The sequence below is a fragment of the Streptomyces sp. NPDC102279 genome, from assembly GCF_044766365.1.
Taxonomy (GTDB): Bacteria; Actinomycetota; Actinomycetes; order Streptomycetales; family Streptomycetaceae; genus Streptomyces.
Window position 1 is genome coordinate 24,205 of record NZ_JBIWLU010000013.1, and the last position, 18,270, is coordinate 42,474.

The 18,270-nt window shown below is 71.0% G+C and carries 19 protein-coding genes and 1 riboswitch; of the genes, 12 read left to right on the forward strand and 7 right to left on the reverse strand.

What is annotated here, in order from left to right:
* Positions 1-20 precede the first annotated feature (20 nt).
* The 7 genes from ACIRQH_RS30620 (at position 21) to ACIRQH_RS30650 (ending at position 7,696) form a co-directional block, all read left to right on the forward strand.
* Entirely contained in the window at positions 21-1,247 is a 1,227-nt protein-coding gene (locus ACIRQH_RS30620) for an Ig-like domain-containing protein (RefSeq protein ID WP_388870035.1), read from the forward strand.
* A 183-nt stretch (positions 1,248-1,430) separates the two neighbouring features.
* The gene (locus ACIRQH_RS30625; protein ID WP_358818973.1) at positions 1,431-2,681 is read left to right on the forward strand and encodes an Ig-like domain-containing protein; all 1,251 of its coding nucleotides are present in this window, start codon (positions 1,431-1,433) and stop codon (positions 2,679-2,681) included.
* 77 nt (positions 2,682-2,758) lie between these two features.
* Positions 2,759-3,526, forward strand: coding sequence for an enoyl-CoA hydratase/isomerase family protein (locus ACIRQH_RS30630; protein WP_388870032.1), 768 nt, complete (start codon positions 2,759-2,761; stop codon positions 3,524-3,526).
* Positions 3,527-3,824: 298 nt separating this feature from the next.
* Positions 3,825-4,328, forward strand: coding sequence for an ATP-binding protein (locus ACIRQH_RS30635; RefSeq protein WP_358818975.1), 504 nt, complete (start codon positions 3,825-3,827; stop codon positions 4,326-4,328).
* 630 nt (positions 4,329-4,958) lie between these two features.
* On the forward strand, positions 4,959-5,780 hold the full coding sequence (locus ACIRQH_RS30640; RefSeq protein WP_388870029.1) for a polysaccharide deacetylase family protein: 822 nt from the start codon (positions 4,959-4,961) through the stop codon (positions 5,778-5,780).
* The gene (locus ACIRQH_RS30645) at positions 5,780-7,000 is read left to right on the forward strand and encodes a YncE family protein (protein WP_404227936.1); all 1,221 of its coding nucleotides are present in this window, start codon (positions 5,780-5,782) and stop codon (positions 6,998-7,000) included. Before ACIRQH_RS30640 ends, ACIRQH_RS30645 begins: the two co-directional genes overlap by 1 nt.
* A 90-nt stretch (positions 7,001-7,090) precedes the next feature.
* Positions 7,091-7,696: an ADP-ribosyltransferase gene (locus ACIRQH_RS30650; RefSeq protein WP_358818978.1), complete on the forward strand. Its 606-nt coding sequence runs from the start codon at positions 7,091-7,093 to the stop codon at positions 7,694-7,696.
* 50 nt (positions 7,697-7,746) lie between these two features.
* Here ACIRQH_RS30650 and ACIRQH_RS30655 read toward each other — a convergent pair whose 3' ends face one another.
* Positions 7,747-8,391, reverse strand: coding sequence for a GNAT family N-acetyltransferase (locus tag ACIRQH_RS30655; RefSeq protein WP_388870025.1), 645 nt, complete (start codon positions 8,389-8,391; stop codon positions 7,747-7,749).
* Positions 8,392-8,447: 56 nt separating this feature from the next.
* Between ACIRQH_RS30655 and ACIRQH_RS30660 the strand changes: the two genes are divergently transcribed.
* The 3 genes from ACIRQH_RS30660 (at position 8,448) to ACIRQH_RS30670 (ending at position 10,511) form a co-directional block, all read left to right on the forward strand.
* Positions 8,448-9,362: a MerR family transcriptional regulator gene (locus tag ACIRQH_RS30660; protein WP_358818980.1), complete on the forward strand. Its 915-nt coding sequence runs from the start codon at positions 8,448-8,450 to the stop codon at positions 9,360-9,362.
* Positions 9,363-9,422: 60 nt separating this feature from the next.
* Entirely contained in the window at positions 9,423-9,635 is a 213-nt protein-coding gene (locus tag ACIRQH_RS30665; protein WP_358818981.1) for an EF-hand domain-containing protein, read from the forward strand.
* A 102-nt stretch (positions 9,636-9,737) separates the two neighbouring features.
* Positions 9,738-10,511 carry an NAD(P)-binding domain-containing protein gene (locus ACIRQH_RS30670; RefSeq protein ID WP_358818982.1) on the forward strand — a complete coding sequence of 258 codons (774 nt, stop codon included), beginning with the start codon at positions 9,738-9,740 and terminating at the stop codon, positions 10,509-10,511.
* Between the two features lie 24 nt (positions 10,512-10,535).
* Here ACIRQH_RS30670 and ACIRQH_RS30675 read toward each other — a convergent pair whose 3' ends face one another.
* From ACIRQH_RS30675 to gcvT, 6 genes are all read right to left on the reverse strand, one after another.
* Positions 10,536-11,078: an MOSC domain-containing protein gene (locus tag ACIRQH_RS30675; protein WP_358818983.1), complete on the reverse strand. Its 543-nt coding sequence runs from the start codon at positions 11,076-11,078 to the stop codon at positions 10,536-10,538.
* Between the two features lie 27 nt (positions 11,079-11,105).
* Positions 11,106-11,663: a glycoside hydrolase family 25 protein gene (locus ACIRQH_RS30680; RefSeq protein WP_358818984.1), complete on the reverse strand. Its 558-nt coding sequence runs from the start codon at positions 11,661-11,663 to the stop codon at positions 11,106-11,108.
* Positions 11,664-11,799: 136 nt separating this feature from the next.
* A complete protein-coding gene (locus tag ACIRQH_RS30685; RefSeq protein ID WP_358818985.1) occupies positions 11,800-13,167 on the reverse strand; it encodes an L-serine ammonia-lyase in 1,368 nt (455 codons plus the stop codon).
* A gap of 191 nt (positions 13,168-13,358) precedes the next feature.
* Positions 13,359-14,621, reverse strand: coding sequence for a serine hydroxymethyltransferase (gene glyA / locus ACIRQH_RS30690; RefSeq protein WP_388870014.1), 1,263 nt, complete (start codon positions 14,619-14,621; stop codon positions 13,359-13,361).
* A gap of 11 nt (positions 14,622-14,632) precedes the next feature.
* Positions 14,633-15,010 carry a glycine cleavage system protein GcvH gene (gene gcvH / locus ACIRQH_RS30695; RefSeq protein WP_081219542.1) on the reverse strand — a complete coding sequence of 126 codons (378 nt, stop codon included), beginning with the start codon at positions 15,008-15,010 and terminating at the stop codon, positions 14,633-14,635.
* A gap of 182 nt (positions 15,011-15,192) precedes the next feature.
* Positions 15,193-16,311: a glycine cleavage system aminomethyltransferase GcvT gene (gene gcvT / locus ACIRQH_RS30700; protein ID WP_358818987.1), complete on the reverse strand. Its 1,119-nt coding sequence runs from the start codon at positions 16,309-16,311 to the stop codon at positions 15,193-15,195.
* A gap of 147 nt (positions 16,312-16,458) precedes the next feature.
* Positions 16,459-16,555, reverse strand: a riboswitch (glycine riboswitch).
* A 174-nt stretch (positions 16,556-16,729) separates the two neighbouring features.
* Here gcvT and ACIRQH_RS30705 point away from each other — a divergent pair.
* On the forward strand, positions 16,730-17,398 hold the full coding sequence (locus tag ACIRQH_RS30705; RefSeq protein ID WP_404227943.1) for an AAA family ATPase: 669 nt from the start codon (positions 16,730-16,732) through the stop codon (positions 17,396-17,398).
* Between the two features lie 65 nt (positions 17,399-17,463).
* Positions 17,464-18,240, forward strand: coding sequence for an enhanced serine sensitivity protein SseB (locus tag ACIRQH_RS30710; RefSeq protein WP_358818989.1), 777 nt, complete (start codon positions 17,464-17,466; stop codon positions 18,238-18,240).
* The last annotated feature ends 30 nt before the right edge of the window (positions 18,241-18,270 follow it).

An 18,270-nucleotide genomic window follows, 5' to 3' on the forward strand; every position in this document is an offset into this window, starting at 1 on the left:
GCGCCGTCGTTGGGTCCCTTGTGAACCACGTACCGACGCGCGCGCGGCGCGCAGGGGCCGCGCTGGCCGCCGCACTGACCTGGGCCGGTCTGCTGGCCGGAGCCGCCGGCTGCTCCTCCGACGGGATCTCGAAAGGGATCGGTGAGGCGTTCGGCAAACCACGCTCGCCCGAGGACGTCATCCACGTCACGCCCGACGACACCGCCAAGGGGGTCCGCCCGCAGGAGACGCTGACGGTGCGGGTGCCCAGCGGACGCCTGGAGTCCGTGACGGTCGTCAAGTCCCAGGACGCCCAGGAGTCCCTGGTGGCCGGGCGCCTCTCCGACGACGGCCTGTCCTGGAAACCGGACGACCCGCGGCTCGCCCTCGCCGCCAAGTACACGGTCGACGCGGTGGCCCTGGACGGGCAGGGACGCCGCTCGGCCCGGCACACCACCTTCACCACGGAGGTCCCCGACGAACGCTTCATCGGCTACGTCACCCCGGAGAACCGGTCCACCGTCGGCACCGGGATGATCGTCTCCCTGGAGTTCAACCGGGAGATCGAGAACCGGGCCGCCGTCGAGCGGGCCATCCGGGTGGAGGCGAGCCCGGCCGTCGAGATCCGCCCGCACTGGTTCGGCAAGGACCGCGTCGACTTCCGCCCCGAGACGTACTGGAAGCCCGGTACGAAGGTCACCGTCGCGCTGCGCCTGCGCGACGTCGAAGCGGCGCCCGGCGTCTACGGACTCCAGTCGAAGACCTTCACCTTCACCGTGGGCCGCAGCCAGGTCTCCCTCGTCGACGCCCGCGCGCACACCATGCAGGTCCGCCGCGACGGCGCTCTGCTCGCCACGGTGCCGATCACCGCGGGCGCGCCCAGGACGACGACGTACAACGGGAAGATGGTCGTCACCGAGATGCTCGAGGTGACCCGGATGAACAGCCGCACGGTCGGTTTCGGCGGCGAGTACAACATCCCGGACGTCCCGCACGCGATGCGCCTCACCGACTCCGGGACCTTCCTGCACGGCAACTACTGGGCGCCGGACGCCTTCGGGCACACCAACGTCAGCCACGGCTGCGTGGGCCTGCAGGACGTGAAGGGCGGCGGCTCGGACACCCCCGCGGGCTGGTTCTTCGACCGCAGCCTCATCGGGGACGTCGTCGAGGTCGTGCACAGCAACGACAAGCAGGTCGCGGCCGACAACGGGCTCGGCGGCTGGAACATGAACTGGAAAGAGTGGAAGGCGGGCGTCCGGCGATGAAGTGACCCGATATGCGGGTATGCGCACGATGAACTCCAGCGGCGCCCCGCACGGCCGAAGTTGGGACTGAACGGTGACCTTCCCGGGGAGCCATCGCCGCAGGCCGTGTGATTAATTAGCGCGATACGCGCGTGGGACGCGCTGGAGTGCGGGCCTGATCAGGCCGTGCGAGGGGAGAACGACTTGAACGGGCGACCGATATCGGGGGCGTCGGTTGGCGCACGGACCCACCGGAGCAAGGGAATCCTGGCACTGCTGCTGGGAGTCCTGCTGCTCGCGGTGACCGCGTGCGGCGGGGGAGGAGGCTCGGACCGGGAAGCCGGTTCGGGCGACGGCAAGGGCAAGGGGTCGAGTGGTACGGCGGACACCAAGGTCTCGCAGGCCGTGGTGAAGATCGCCCCCAAGGACGGCGCCGGCGACGTGGAGACGAGCGGTGCGCTCAAGGTCACCGCGGCCAAGGGCAAGCTGACCGAGGTCCGCGTCGAGGACACCAAGGGAAACGCTGTCAAGGGAAGCATCACCGACGGGGGCGCCACCTGGACGCCGTCGTCACACCTGGCCGCGGCCACCAAGTACACGGTCCACGCGGTGGCCAAGGACTCCGGGGGACGTGAGGCCGCCGAGGAGTCGGCGTTCACCACGCTGACCCCGAAGAACACGTTCGTCGGCATCTACACGCCCGAGGACGGCTCCAAGGTGGGCGTCGGAATGCCCTTCTCGGTCCGCTTCACCCGGGGTATCACGCACCCGGACGACGTCGAGAAGGCGATCAAGATCAAGACGGAGCCGGCGGTCGACGTGGAGGGCCACTGGTTCGGCAACGACCGGCTCGACTTCCGTCCCGAGGAGTACTGGGCGGCCGGCACGAAGGTCACCGTCACCTTCGACCTCGACGGTGTCGAGGGCCGCCCCGGTGTCTACGGCAAGCAGGCCAAGACGGTGAAGTTCACCATCGGCCGCAGCCAGGTCAGCACCGTCGACGTCAAGACCCACAAGATGACCGTCAAGCGGGACGGCAAGGTCCTCAAGACCATCCCCGTCACCACGGGCAAGCCGGGCTACGACACCTGGAACGGCCGGATGGTCATCAGCGAGCGCCTCAAGGTGACCCGCATGAACGGCGAGACGGTCGGCTACGGCGGCGAGTACGACATCAAGGACGTGCCGCACGCCCAGCGCCTGACCAACTCGGGCACCTTCATCCACGGCAACTACTGGGGCGGCGACGCCTTCGGCAACTACAACGCCAGCCACGGCTGCATAGGTCTGCGCGACGTGCGCGGCGGCTACGACGGCAAGGTGGCGGCTGCCTGGTTCTTCGACAACTCGATGACCGGTGACGTGGTCGTCGTGAAGAACTCCCACGACAAGACGGTCGACCCGGCCAACGGCTACAACGGCTGGAACATGTCCTGGTCGGACTGGACCAAGTAACCGGACTTCGGCGGGCCGGGTGTGCTGTGACTCAGCACACCCGGCCCGTTGTCGTTAACGGCCACTAACCTGCTTCCATGACTGTGCATCTCGAAGTGGCCGAAGGCGTGGGCACCATCCGCCTGGACCGCCCGCCCATGAACGCCCTGGACGTCGCGACGCAGGACCGTCTCAAGGAGCTCGCCGAGGAGGCCGCGACCCGCACGGACGTCCGTGCCGTCGTGCTGTACGGCGGGGAGAGGGTGTTCGCGGCCGGCGCGGACATCAAGGAGATGCAGGCCATGGACCACGCGGCGATGGTCGTACGGTCCCGGGCCCTGCAGGACTCCTTCACCGCCGTCGCCCGCATCCCCAAGCCGGTCGTCGCCGCCGTCACCGGCTACGCGCTCGGCGGCGGCTGCGAGCTCGCCCTCTGCGCCGACTACCGCATCGCCGGGGAGAACGCGAAGCTGGGCCAGCCGGAGATCCTGCTGGGCGTCATCCCCGGCGCCGGCGGCACCCAGCGCCTGTCCCGGCTGATCGGCCCCTCCCGGGCCAAGGACCTCATCTTCACCGGCCGCATGGTCAAGGCCGACGAGGCGCTCGCCCTCGGCCTCGTCGACCGGGTCGTCCCCGCCGCCGAGGTGTACACGGCGGCTCACGCGTGGGCCGCCCGGCTCGCGCAGGGCCCGGCGATCGCGCTGCGCGCCGCCAAGGAATCCATCGACGCGGGTCTGGAGACGGACCTGGAGACCGGACTCGCCATCGAGCGGAACTGGTTCGCGGGCCTGTTCGCGACGGAGGACCGGGAGCGGGGGATGCGGAGCTTCGTCGAGGAGGGCCCGGGCAAGGCGAAGTTCCTCTGACCGGAGGGCGAACGCCACCCCCGTAATTCCCCTGATCCACTTGCAGTTGACGCGGTGTCTTACCCGGCGTCCCCCGATGGAGCGATTTATGCCAGCCTTAAGGCAACCTTAAGCGCATCTTGTCGGCGGTCGCCGGGTATTGCCCCCAACTGCCCTTCGTCCGCAGGTCGGATGGGTTGTCCGGGCTTCCGAAATGCCCGGGGCATATGCCGATCAGTGGCGTCGGAATGTCCCATTCCGGGGGGCGTATTCCTCCGGAACGGCCCCCAAGTGAGGCCGGGGCGGCCATGATGGGGGCATGGCGGGGCTGGAGGGTATCGAACAGCCGCGGCGGCACGGGAGTGCGACCGCGGCACGCTGGACGCCTGCGGTCGAGGACGAACGGGCACTCAAAGCACTGGAGTTGTTCGGCAATCCCACCGAGACCGAGGTGCGGTTGCCGTCCCGCCCGGAGTCCGCGGCGTCCGCGCGGCGGCTCGCCCAGGTGGTGGTGCTGCGTCACTGGGGTCTCTCGCCGAAGATGACCGAGGACGCGGTCTTACTCGTCTCCGAACTCGTGGGCAACGCCGTGCGGCACACCGGCGCCCGCCATTTCGGACTCCGGATGCGCCGTCGCCGTGGCTGGATCCGCGTCGAGGTGCGTGATCCCTCCCGCGGCCTCCCCTGCCTCCTGCCGGTCCAGGAACTGGACTTGAGCGGGCGCGGTCTCTTCCTCGTCGACAAGCTCTCCGACCGCTGGGGCGTCGATCTGCTGCCCCGTGGCAAGACCACCTGGTTCGAGATGCGCGTCGCCGACCGCTGAACCGTCCGTCGTACGCGGAAACCCCGGCCGCAGGGCAGCCGGGGCTTCGGGGCTCCGCGGAACGAATGGGGTGTGATCCGCGGTGCCGACGACAACCATGGCCCGGGTCAATGGGTGGAGGTCGCATCGCTGACTATCGCAGACCCGCCGGATTGATCCAAAACCAGGGGATGTTGGCCCGGACGCCCTCCCCGAAACCTCCACCCGGTCCCACCTCTCGCCCCCGGCGCAACCTCCTCCCGCTCCCTCCGCCCCTGCCCGTCCCCACCTGGGGCGCCGCCCCACCCCCCGCTCCTCGATCGCCGGGGGTACGGGCGCGTGCCCGCGCCCGGCAGTCGACGGAGGGAAGGTGCACGGGCCCCCTGCCGCGCGCACCCGGCATCCGTCGGGAGGGGGCGTGCCGTCACAGCGGATGCCCGTCGCCTACCTCCGGGTCGAGCAGCTCCCGCTTCCTCCCCCGCGTCTGATCCGGCGGCGACGGGCGGAGCTACCGGCACGGCCCCGATCCACCCACCGGAGGACACCCGGAACGCCCGGCCCGACCGGAACGCCCCCGGGCCGCCCGGCGCGCAGCCGCCCGCAGACGGACCAATCGTCGGTTTCCAGGACGATCACCCCTTAAATGGTCCGGTGACCACGCCCGCCGAAGACCCCGCAGCCGCCCCACCCCGGCGCGCGGCCCTGCTCACGGGACTCGCCCTCACCGCAGGAACCCTCACCGCAGGCTGCTCCGCCCGGGCGACCCCCGATGCCGCACGGGCCCAGCCCTCGACAACGCCCCCGACACCCCCCGCCGCGCCGAGCGCGCCCGTCGTACCCCCCGCCCCCGCCCCCCGCCGCTTCCCCGCCCAGCCCCCCGAGATCACCCACGGCCCCCGCACGACCCCCCCGAAAGTCGCCCTCACCTTCCACGGACAGGGCGATCCCGCCATCGCCACGTCGCTTCTCGGCGAGGCCGAGAAGGCCGGCGTCCGTGTCACCGTCCTCGCCGTGGGCACCTGGCTCGACGAGCACCCCGGCATCGCACGCCGCATCCTCGACGGCGGCCACGATCTCGGCAACCACACGCTCCACCACCTCGACATCAACGCGATGTCGCAGACGGAGGCCGCCGCCGAGATCCGGGGCTGCGCGGACCGGCTGAAGCGGCTGACCGGCTCGATCGGCACCTGGTTCCGGCCCTCCCGCAGCCCGCGGGCCTCCGCCCTGGTCCAGCGCCTGGCACAGGACGCCGGCTACCCGCACACCCTCTCCTACGACGTCGACTCCCTCGACTTCACGTCGCCGGGGGCCGCCGCGGTCACCCGGAACGTCCTGGCGACGGTCCGCCCCGGCTCCGTGGTGAGCCTGCACTTCGGCTACGCCGACACGGTCGCCGCCCTCCCCGACCTCCTGCACGAGCTCGACCGGCGCGGCCTGCGCCCGGTCACCACAACGGAGTTGCTGAGCTGATGCTGACGCCCCCCTCCTCCCCGCGCTCCTCCCTGCACACCTCCCTGCGTGGCGTGCTGGCCGTCGGCGCCGCCCTCACCACGCTGGCCGCCCTCGCGGGCTGCGGCGGCCCCGGCGGGAAGCACGCCGACGAGGCCCTCGGCACGAAGGCCGCCGTCCAGCCCGCCCCCGTGAAGAAGAAGACACCCGAGGGTCTGCCCGGCATGCCTCCGCTGCTGGACCCGACGGACGTCTACGCCGCCGACCGGCCGGGCCGGCTCTCCCCGGTGGTCAAGGACTTCCCGTCCCGGGTGTACGTGCCGAACACCGAGTCCAACACGGTCACGGTCATCGACCCGAAGACGTACGAGGTCATCGAGACGATCAAGGTCGGCGTGCAGCCCCAACACGTCGTCCCCTCCTGGGACATGAAGACGCTGTGGGTCAACAACGACAAGGGCAACAGCCTCACGCCCATCGACCCGAAGACGGGGAAGGCGGGCAAGCCGGTCGACGTGCACGACCCGTACAACCTGTACTTCACGCCCAACGGCAAGTACGCCATCGTGATGGCCTCCCTCGACCGTGAGCTGGTGTTCCGCGACGCGCACACGATGAAGCGCGTCAAGACGGTGCCGGTCAGCTGCTACGGCGTCAACCACGCCGACTTCTCCCCGGACGGCAGGTACTTCATCGTGTCCTGCGAGTTCAGCGGCGAACTGCTGAAGGTCGACACCGAGAAGATGAAGGTGGTCGCCCAGCAGAAACTCCCGTTCCAGGGGGCGATGCCTCAGGACGTGAAGATCTCCCCGGACGGCAAGAGGTTCTACATCGCCGACATGATGGCCGACGGCGTGTGGGTCCTGGACGGCGACAAGTTCACCAAGCCGACCCTGCTGCACACCGGCAAGGGCACACACGGCCTCTACGTCAGCCGCGACTCCCGCGAGATGTACATCTCCAACCGCGGTGAAGGCACCATCTCCATCTTCGACTTCACCCAGAACAGGCTCACCAAGAAGTGGCGCCTGCCCGACGGCGGCAGCCCCGACATGGGCGGCGTCTCGGCGGACGGCAAGGTCCTGTGGCTCTCCGGCCGCTACAACGCCGAGGTGTACGCCATCGACACGCGCACCGGTGTGCAGCTCGCCCGCATCCCGGTCGGCAGCGGCCCGCACGGCCTCGCCGTGTACCCGCAGCCCGGCCGCTACTCGCTCGGCCACACCGGCATCTTCCGCTAGAGCGGCGCCTGTTGACCCGCTTGAGCTGACACGCCGTCGTACGGGTGACGATGCACGGCCCGCCACCGCGGAACGGAGATCGTGCTCCCCATGATCATCCATCGCCCGCGGCGGCGGGCCGCCGCCGTCGTCCTGTCCCTCGGGGCCGTCCTCGCGACGACCGCCGCGACGCCCGCCGCCCCGGCCATCCCCGCCACCAGGGCCGCGGCACCGAGCTGCCCCCAGTTCACCGACCCGGTCAAGGCCGCCGCCGACCGGCGGGTGGACATCGGGCGCATCACGCCGGAACCCGTCTGGCGCAGGACCTGCGACACCCTGTACCGCAGCGACACCCGTGGCCCGGCGACCGTCTTCGAGCAGGGCTTCTACCCGAAGGACGTCATCGGCGGACAGTACGACATCGAGCAGTACGCCCGTGCCGACCAGCCCTCGCCGTACGTGGCGGCGACGTACGACCACGATCTCTACAAGGCCGGGAACACGGCGGGCTTCAACTACTACATCGACGCTCCCGGCGGCGTCGACGTCAACAAGACCATCGGCGACACCCACCGCCGGGCCGGCCAGGACGAGGTGGCCTTCCCCGGCGGCGTCGCACGCCAGTACGTCGTCGGCGTCTGCCCCGTCGACAAGAGGACCAGGACCGAGATCATGAGCGACTGCCAGAGCAACCCGTACTACGAGCCCTGGCACTGACGCGCGCCCCCCGGCACCACCGGAACCGGCGGCCCGCTCCGGGCGCCCGTTCAGACCGCCGTGAGCAGCGCCTCCGCCCCGACGGGACGGAAACCGGCCGCCTGGAACGCCCGCAGACTGCGGGCGTTCCCCGCCGCCACCTGAGCCCAGACCGGCCCGCCGGCGAGGTGCCGCGCCGCGGTCGCGAGCGCCCGCCCCAGCCCCCGGTGCCGTACGTCCTCGTCCACCTCCACAGAGGCCTCCAGGCGCCCCCCGATCCCGTGTCCGAGGACCACCACCCCGCCGTCCGCCGCCCAGGCCCGCACGCCGTCCCGCCGCCTGAGCGCACCGGCGATCCGCGGATGCCCGGGACCGGAGAGTTCCGTGAGGGTCAGCGGCGGCGGGCCGGGCAGCGGGGCGGCGACGGACATCACGTCGACGGTGTCGTGCGCGCGTCCCGTCCGCTCCATGAGCGCGGCGAGGAACCGGGGGTTCATCGCCGCGGCGAGCGGATCGCAGCCGACGCCGGCCAGCCTCGCGCGCACCCAGCCCTCGTCCTCGTCGGTGAAGACCACGGAGTGCGCGGTGAAGGCGAGCACCCCGGCATCGCGCGCGCATTGCTGCCGTACGACCGTGACGGAGCCGTCGGGCGGTGGGAAGACCCCCCGTGCCGCGGCGTCCACGACGGCCTCCAGCCTGTGTGCGGTGCCGGTCACGACCGCCCCCCTCGGCGCTTGAGTCTCCACCCACTGGAAGGCCCAGACTTCCAGACATGACCGACGACGGCACCGGCTTTCTCACCATCGGCGCACTGTCCCGGAGCACGGGCCTGTCCGTCCGGACCATCCGCTACTGGTCGGACGAGGGCGCGCTGCCCCCGGTGGCCCGCTCGTCCGGCGGCTACCGGCTCTACGACGCCGGGTCCGTGGCCCGGCTGGAGCTGGTGCGCACGCTGCGTGAGCTCGGGCTCGGGCTGGACGACGTACGGGCGGTGCTGGCCGGCGGGACCACGGTGGCGGAGGTGGCGGCCGCGCACGTGGCCGCGCTGGACGCGCAGATCAGGTCCCTGAAGGTGACCCGGGCGGTGCTGTCGACCGTGGCGCGACGCGGCTCGACCGCGGAGGAGATGACGCTCATGAACAGACTGGCCCGGCTCTCGGCCGCCGAACGCGGACGCATCGTCGACGACTTCATGGAGGAGACCTTCGGGGGCCTGGACACCGCCGACCCCGACATCCGTACCCGGCTGCGGTTCAGCGTCGGCGATCTGCCCGACGACCCCGCCCCCGAGCAGGTGGACGCCTGGGTGGAGCTGGCGGAACTGATCCAGGACCCGGCGTTTCGCGCCAGGATGCGCGAGACGGTCGAGTTCAACGCGGCCGACCGGGGCCCGGACGTGGCGCCCGGCACGTCCCTGTGGTTCATGAGCCGGCTGGTGCAGCTCGCGGGTGAGGCGCTGGAGCGCGGTGTCGACCCCGCCTCGCCGGAGGCGGACGAGGTGCTCGCCGGGCTGCTCGGCGACGCGGACAACGCCGTGCTGCTGGCCCGCGTCGAGTCCGCGGCACACGCCGAGATGGCCCGGTTCCGGGAGTTGTGCGCGCGGGTCCGCGGCCTGGAACCGCTGTCGGCGCACCGCGCGGAGTTCGCCTGGGTGGTCGCGGCACTACGGGCTCGCGCGGACCGTTAATCTGACCTCCGTACACAACGCAGTGACGCACGCAGTGATGCACGACGAAGGGGCGGATCGGTGGCCGACATCGAGGAAGCACGTAAGCAGTTCGAGCGGATCGACACGGACGGTGACGGGTTCATCACCCCGGCCGAGTTCAAGACTGCGCTCGCCCAGGGCGGTGACTGGAACGTCACCGAGTCGGTGGCGGAGGTCATCATCTCCGCCCGCGACCTCAACGGCGACAAGCTCCTCTCGTTCGACGAGTTCTGGGTCCACCTGAACAAGTGACGCAGCGCGAAGGGGCGCCCACCGGTCATCCCGGCGGGCGCCCCTTCGGCGTCACCGGACCCGGCGGGCAGCCCTCGGCCCGGCCCGAAGCAGCCGGAGAACATGGTGTTTTCGGCCTCTTCACCCGGATGCCGCACAGCCCGGAATAGGGCATCCGTCCCCGGGGTTGGTGATCCCCATCAGGAGCATCAACCCCGGAAGGGTCTGTCTCTCATGAAGATCGGCATCATCGGCGCGGGCAACATCGGCGGCAACCTCACCCGGCGGTTCACCGCCGCCGGGCACGACGTCTCCGTCGCCAACTCCCGCGGTCCCCAGACGCTCACCGCGCTCGCCGAGGAGACCGGGGCGACCCCCGTCACGGTCCAGGAGGCGGCGCGCGACGCCGAGATCGTTGTCGTCACGGTCCCCCTCAAGGCGGTGCCGGACCTGCCGGACGGCATCCTGGACGGAGCCGCCGAGGGCGTCGCCGTCATCGACACCGGCAACTACTACCCCCAGCAGCGGGACGGCCGGATCGACGCGATCGAGGACGACGGTCTCACCGAGAGCCGCTGGACCGCGCAGCAGATCGGCCACACGGTCGTGAAGGCCTTCAACGGCACCTACGCCCAGGACATCCTGGACCGCGGTCGCCCGGCGGGTGCCCCCGACCGCATGGCGCTCCCGGTGGCCGGTGACGACGCCGCGGCCAAGCAGCGGGTGCGCGACCTGATCGACGAGATCGGCTTCGACACCGTCGACGCGGGCGGCCTGGACGACTCCTGGCGCCAGCAGCCCGGCACCCCCGTCTACGGCCTTCAGGAAGGCCTGGACGCGGTCACGAAGGCCCTGGCCGAGGCGCCCAGGGAGCGCCCGGCGGACTTCCGCGGCTGACCCGTACGGCACGGGGCCCGGAGGTCAGACGATCTCCAGGGGCCGGTGCGGCCCGTCCGGCAGCTCCACCGTCACGGAGTCGCCGGGCCGCACCGGCCCGCCGGTGAGGACGACACTCATGATCCCCGCCTTGAAGCGGACCGCCCCGTCCTCGCCCCGCCCGACGACCTGCTTCATGAGGCCCTTCTGGAAGGTGTCGATCTGGGCGCAGGGATTGCGCAGTCCGGTCACCTCGACGACGGCCTGCGCCCCCAGGAGCAGCCGGGTTCCCGTGGGCAGCGCCAGCAGGTCGACGCCCCGGGTGGTGACGTTCTCCCCGAGCTGACCCGCGGTGACCTCGAACCCCGCCGCACGGACCTCGTCGAAGAGTTCCTCGTGGATGAGGTGCACCTGCCGCAGGTTCACCTGCGACGGGTCCTTCAGCATCCGGAAACGGTGCTTCACCGTCGTCCCGGCGTGCACGTCCCCCTCCACGCCGAGCCCGGCGAGGAGCGTGACGCCCGCCCGGTTCGGCTTGGTGAAGGAGTACGTCCCGTTGCTGCTGACCGCAGCGACCGTTCCGCCCATGTGTCCGCTCTCTTCCTTCCGCTCGGCCTACGCCCCGCCGGCCCAGGTGCGCAGCGCGGCCTTGCTCGCGAAGTCCGCCACGTTTTTGTCCACCGGGTCGGAGGTGTACTGGTGGAAGCGCCACTTCGCCTTGATGCGGGGCTTGCCCGCGGAGACGTAGTCGGCGATCCAGAGACCGTCGCCTGCGTACGACGTGGTGTCGATGTTCAGCCAGAAGTTCCGGTTCGTATAGAGCACCACCCGGTTGTGCGGACGAAGCTCCTTCACCTTGCGGATGAAGCGGTCCTTCTCCGCGTTGCTCGCGTGGGTGCCCTCGCCGGTGGTCTCCCAGTCGACGGCGAGCACGTCGCCCGCCTTCTCGGGAGCCTTGCCGACGAAGTACTCGGCCTGGGCGGTGATGTCGCCGGGCCACAGGAAGTGGTAGAAGCCCACGACGCAGCCGGCGTCGCGAGCCGTCTTCACCTGGGCGGCGAGCTTCGGATTGACGTACGAGCGGCCTTCGGTCGCCTTGATGAAGACGAACGACAGACCGTCGGTTCCGTACGCGGACGACTGATAGGCGCTGACGTCGATGCCTCGCAGCATGAGGGGAGCCTCCGTGCAGGGGGCGGGCCACACAGAGTGGTGCCCGGGGTTCGTGGGGAACAACTGCCTTTCGAGTTCCCCGACTTCACCCTTGTCACCCTCGTACGGAGGAGCGACCCGTACCCGGCGTGCGCGATCAGCACTCGATGATGTTCACCGCGAGCCCGCCCCGGGCCGTTTCCTTGTACTTGACGCTCATGTCGGCGCCGGTCTCCTTCATGGTCTTGATGACCTTGTCGAGGGAGACCTTGTGGGAGCCGTCGCCGCGCATCGCCATCTTCGCGGCGGTCACGGCCTTCACGGCGGCCATGCCGTTGCGCTCGATGCAGGGGATCTGCACCAGGCCGCCGACCGGGTCGCAGGTCAGGCCGAGGTTGTGCTCCATGCCGATCTCGGCGGCGTTCTCCACCTGCTCGGGGCTGCCGCCGAGGACCTCGGCGAACGCGCCGGCCGCCATCGAGCAGGCCGAGCCGACCTCGCCCTGGCAGCCGACCTCGGCGCCGGAGATGGACGCGTTCTCCTTGAAGAGCATGCCGATGGCACCGGCCGCGAGGAGGAACCGTACGACGCCGTCCTCGTCGGCGCCCGGCACGAAGTTGATGTAGTAGTGCAGCACCGCCGGGATGATGCCGGCCGCGCCGTTGGTCGGAGCGGTCACCACCCGGCCGCCCGCGGCGTTCTCCTCGTTGACCGCCATCGCGTAGAGGGTGATCCACTCCATCGCGTGGGCCAGCGGATCGCCCTCGGCGCGCAGCTGGCGGGCCGAGACGGCGGCGCGCCGGCGGACCTTGAGACCGCCCGGCAGGATGCCCTCGCGGGACATGCCGCGGGAGGTGCACGCCTGCATCACACGCCAGATGGCGAGAAGGCCCTCGCGGATCTCCTCCTCGGTGCGCCAGGCCCGCTCGTTCTCCAGCATCAGGGCGGAGATCGACAGGCCGGTCTCCTTCGTCAGCCGCAGCAGCTCGTCACCCGTGCGGAACGGGTACTTCAGGACGGTGTCGTCGAGCTTGATCCGGTCCTCGCCGACGGCGTCCTCGTCGACGACGAAGCCGCCGCCCACCGAGTAGTACGTCTTCTCCAGGACGAGGCCGCCCTCGGCGTCGTAGGCGAAGATCGTCATGCCGTTCGCGTGGTACGGCAGGGCCTTGCGGCGGTGCAGGATCAGGTCGTCGTCGAAGGAGAAGTCGATCTCGTGCTCGCCGAGCAGGTTGATCCGCCCGGACGTCCTGATCTGCTCCACGCGGTCGTCGGCGCCCTCCACGTCGACCGTGCGGGGCGAGGCGCCCTCCAGCCCCAGCAGCACCGCCTTGGGGGTGCCGTGGCCGTGGCCGGTCGCGCCCAGCGAGCCGTACAGCTCGGCGCGTATCGAGGTCACCGGGGCCAGCAGCTCCTCGTTGCGCAGCCGCCGGGCGAACATGCGCGCGGCGCGCATCGGGCCCACCGTGTGGGAGCTGGACGGGCCGATGCCGATCGAGAACAGGTCGAAGACCGAGAGGGCCACGGGGAACTCCTTGGTGGTTTCGCCGGACGCCGTTGTCCGGCGGGGGTGGTGCGGGACTGCATGGGACGGGGCACCGCGCTGCTTCCAGTGTGCGCGGTGCCCCGGACGCCCGTACGGAACGAACCGTACGAACAAAAACCGTACGCGGGAAAAACGTACGAACAAAAACGTACGGCCTGAAGCGTACGAAACTACTTCAGGCCGGGGTACAGCGGGTGCTTGTCGGCCAGAGCGGACACCCGGGCCTTGAGGCCCTCGGCGTCGTAGGACGGCTTGAGCGCCTCGGCGATGATGTCGGCGACCTCGGTGAAGTCCTCGGTCGTGAAGCCGCGGGTGGCGAGCGCCGGCGTGCCGATGCGCAGGCCGGAGGTGACCATCGGCGGGCGCGGGTCGTTCGGGACGGCGTTGCGGTTGACCGTGATGCCGACCTCGTGGAGGCGGTCCTCGGCCTGCTGCCCGTCCAGCGCGGAGTTGCGCAGGTCGACGAGGACCAGGTGCACGTCCGTGCCGCCGGACAGCACGTCCACGCCCACGGCCTTCGCGTCATCCTGGACCAGGCGCTCGGCCAGGATGCGCGCGCCGTCCAGCGTGCGCTGCTGGCGCTCCTTGAAGTCGTCGGTGGCGGCGACCTTGAAGGAGACGGCCTTGGCCGCGATCACGTGCTCCAGCGGACCGCCCTGCTGACCGGGGAAGACCGCGGAGTTGATCTTCTTGGCCAGCTCGGCCGTCGAGAGGATCACGCCGCCGCGGGGACCGCCGAGCGTCTTGTGGGTGGTCGTCGTGACGACGTGGGCGTGCGGCACCGGGTTCGGGTGCAGGCCCGCGGCCACCAGACCGGCGAAGTGCGCCATGTCGACCATGAGGTACGCGCCGACCTCGTCGGCGATCCGGCGGAACGCGGCGAAGTCCAGCTGACGCGGGTAGGCGGACCAGCCGGCGATGATCAGCTTCGGGCGCGACTCCTTGGCGAGGCGCTCGACCTCGGCCATGTCGACCTGACCGGTCTCGTCGTCCACGTGGTACGCGACCACGTCGTAGAGCTTGCCGGAGAAGTTGATCTTCATGCCGTGGGTGAGGTGCCCGCCGTGCGCCAGGTTCAGACCCATGATCGTGTCGCCCGGCTTGAGCAGCGCGAACATCGCGGCGGCGTTGGCCTGGGCGCCCGAGTGCGGCTGCACGTTGGCGTGCTCGGCGCCGAACAGCGCCTTCACCCGGTCGATGGCGATCTGCTCGACGACGTCGACGTGCTCGCAGCCGCCGTAGTAGCGGCGGCCGGGGTAGCCCTCGGCGTACTTGTTCGTCAGGACCGAACCCTGGGCCTCCATGACCGCCACCGGAGCGAAGTTCTCCGAGGCGATCATCTCCAGGGTGGACTGCTGGCGGTGCAGCTCGGCGTCGACGGCGGCCGCGACGTCCGGGTCCAGCTCGTGCAGGGGGGTGTTCAGAAGCGACATGCGGTGACTCCTCAGCCGGCGGTGAAGGCGGCGTACTCGTCGGCGGACATCAGGTCCTCGGGCTCGTCGGCGACGCGGACCTTGAACAGCCAGCCGCCCTCGAAGGGGGCCGAGTTCACCAGCGACGGGTCGTCCACCACGTCCTGGTTCGCCTCGACGACCTCGCCGCCCACGGGGGAGTACAGGTCGCTGACCGACTTGGTCGACTCCAGCTCACCGCAGGACTCGCCCGCGGTCACCGTGTCACCGACCTCGGGAAGCTGGGCGTAGACGACGTCGCCGAGCGCGTTCGCCGCGAACTCGGTGATGCCCACGGTCGCGACGCCGTCCTCGGCGACGGACAGCCACTCGTGCTCCTTGCTGTAGCGGAGCTGCTGGGGGTTGCTCATGGCCTGAATTCTCCTGTACGCGGGGGAGTGCTGATGAAAGGGGGGAGTCGGTCGTCCGGACGAGCCCGCCCGGGAGTGCCGTCGGTGCCCGCCGGGCCGGGTGACCCGTGGTCCGTGCGGACCCGTGTCGTGTGCGGCCCGCGCGGCGGACCGGTGTGACGGCCTGCCGGTGCGGACCAGTGTCACTTCCGGCGCTTGTAGAAGGGCAGCGCCACGACCTCGTAGGGCTCGTGGGTGCCCCGGATGTCCACACCGACACCGGCGGTGCCCGGCGCGGCGTGCGCGGCGTCGACGTACGCCATCGCGATCGGCTTGCCCAGCGTGGGCGAGGGGGCGCCGGAGGTGATCTCGCCGACGACCTGGCCGCCGGCGACGACCGGGTACCCGGCGCGCGGTACACGACGCCCCTCGGCGATCAGGCCGACCAGGACCCGCGGCGGGTTCTGCTCGGCACGCTCGGCGGCCTCCTGGAGCGCGGCGCGCCCCACGAAGTCGCCCTCCTTCTCGAACTTCACGACCCGCCCGAGACCGGCGTCGAAGGGGGTCAGCGAGGTAGTCAGCTCGTGCCCGTACAGCGGCATGCCCGCCTCCAGGCGCAGCGTGTCGCGGCAGGACAGACCGCACGGGATCAGCCCGACGGGGGTACCCGCGTCGGTCAGCGCCTGCCACACCTTCTCGGCGTCGGCGGGCGCGACGAACAGCTCGAAACCGTCCTCGCCCGTGTAGCCGGTACGGGCGATCAGCGCCGGGACGCCGGCGACGGTGCCCGGCAGTCCCGCGTAGTACTTCAGGCCGTCCAGGTCCGCGTCGGTCAGCGACTTGAGGATGCCGGGGGACTCGGGGCCCTGCACGGCGATCAGCGCGTACGCGTCACGGTCGTCGCGCACGACCGCGTCGAAACCGGCGGCGCGCCCGGTCAGCGCGTCCAGCACCACCTGGGCGTTGGAGGCGTTCGCCACGACCATGAACTCGTGCTCGGCCAGCCGGTAGACGATCAGGTCGTCCAGGATGCCGCCGTCCTCCTGGCAGATCATCGTGTAGCGGGCGCGGCCGACGCCCACGGTGGCGATGTTGCCGACCAGCGCGAAGGCGAGCAGCTCGGCCGCCTGCGGGCCGGTGACGGTGATCTCGCCCATGTGCGAGAGGTCGAAGAGGCCGGCCTTCGTGCGGACGGCGAGGTGCTCGTCGCGCTCCGACCCGTAGCGCAGCGGCATGTCCCAGCCGGCGAAGTCGGTCATCGTCGCGCCCAGCGAGCGGTGCAGGGCGTCGAGCGCGGTGAGACGGGGGGTGTTGCTGCTCATCGGTGGGGCTCCCAAGGCATGACGGCGAGGTCGTTCCTCCCCATCTGTCATCGGAACCTGAGAGGTTCATCACGACCCCGCGAAACGGTGGTCCTGACTTGCACCTTGGGTGGAGCCACTGGAGAGCGGCCCGCTTTTCAGATGTGCCTCGCCCGCGCGGTAACGGGGCCTGAGAGATTCAAGGGAGGGACTTGCTCCTTCGGCGCCCGGGTACACGTACCCAGGACTCTCCCGCGCGGATTCAAGCGGCCGGTATGCAGTTGGCGCGGCCATCATTGCACGCCCCGTCCGATCAGGGCAGTCCGCATCTGTAACCGTGCTGTGGCAGTCCGCTCACCGAAACGGGAAGCGCCGCGCATTACCTTCTCTTTACACTCGACGGGGATGGGGCTCCACAGCCAAGGGGAGGACGGCCACGGTGAACAGGACCACGGTGTACGCGACGACCTCGGGTCTCGCGCTGCCCGAGCAGCCCGGAGCGCCGGCCCGGGAGGCGTGCGGCCCGCTCCCGGCGGCCGTCGTCCGGGATCTCAGGGACCGCGCGGGGCACAGCCCGCACGGTTTGCGCTTCGGAACCCGCGACCTCGTCGTGGTCACCGGACTGCCCGGCAGCGGCAAGTCGACGCTGATGCGCCGGGCCGTCGAGGGCGAGCGCGTCGACTCGCAGGACACCCGTGACCGCTGGGACGGCCGGATGGCCCGCCTGCTGCCGTACGCGGTGTACCGCCCCCTCGTCCGCCTCGCGCACTACGCCGGCCTGCGCCGGGCACTGCGCGGCGCGGGCGGAGTCGTCGTGCACGACTGCGGCACCCAGGCCTGGGTGCGCCGCTGGCTCGCCCGTGAGGCCCGCCGCCGGGGCGGCGCCCTGCACCTGCTGCTGCTCGACGTCGCGGCGGACACCGCGCTGGACGGTCAGCGCGAGCGCGGCCGGGGCGTCTCGCGCTACGCGTTCGCGCGCCACCGCGGCGCGGTCGCCCGGCTGCTGCGTTCCGTGGAGCGGGGCGACCTCCCCGAGGGGTGCGGCTCAGCGGTCCTTCTCGACCGGGACGCGGCGGACGTGCTGCGCAGGATCGACTTCGGCCACTGACCGGCCGTCTCGTCCCATTAACCTTTCCAGCCGGAACAGTGGTTCGAAGCAGGCGGTAGAGACAGATGGACTTCCCGGCACAGGCACACCCCCATCCGCACGGCGGCTGGCCCGGCAACGAGCTGGAGGAGGTGCTGTCCGCGGCCCTCGGCATGGGCGGTGCGGCCTCGGCGGGCGCCCGCATCGTCGAGGTGCTCGGCCGCAGCTTCGTCTGGGTGCCGCTGCCCAGCGGCGGCGGCCCCGAGAGCGGCCCGCTCGATCTGCCCACGATGGAGCTCGAAGGCCAGGTGTACGTGCCCGTCTTCAGCTCGGAGGAACAGTTCCGGCAGGTCACCGGCGGCCACATGTCGTTCACCATCGCGCCCGCCGCGGAGTTCGCGCGCGGACTCCCGCCGCAGGTCGGTATCGCGGTCAACCCGGACGGCGTGGTCGGTGTGCCCCTGCCGCCGATCGCCGTCGCCGACCTGTGCCGGGCCGGGCGCACCCCGCTGGACGGACCGGCGAGCGGCGGCCGGGTGCGGCTGTTCGAGCCGGACTGGCAGGAGGATCCGGTGGACTTCCTCGCCGCGGCCTCGGCGGAGTTCGCCGGGACCGGCGTCGTGCTGAGCGCCCGCCGCTGCCTGGCCAGCATCGAGGGCGACGCCCCGGTCATGTTCATCGGTGTCGAACTCTCGCTGTGGGAGGGCGAGGCCCGCACCCTCCCCCTCGACGCCCTCGGCCGGGCCCTCGGCCGCGTCCCGATGAACATCCCGGTGAACCTGGTGCTGCTCGACGTCACGCAGGACCCGGTGGGTGACTGGATGCGCGCCCAGGTCCGGCCCTTCTACCAGGCAGGTCACTGAACGGCCGCCCGCCGCCCGGCCGTCGGGCGG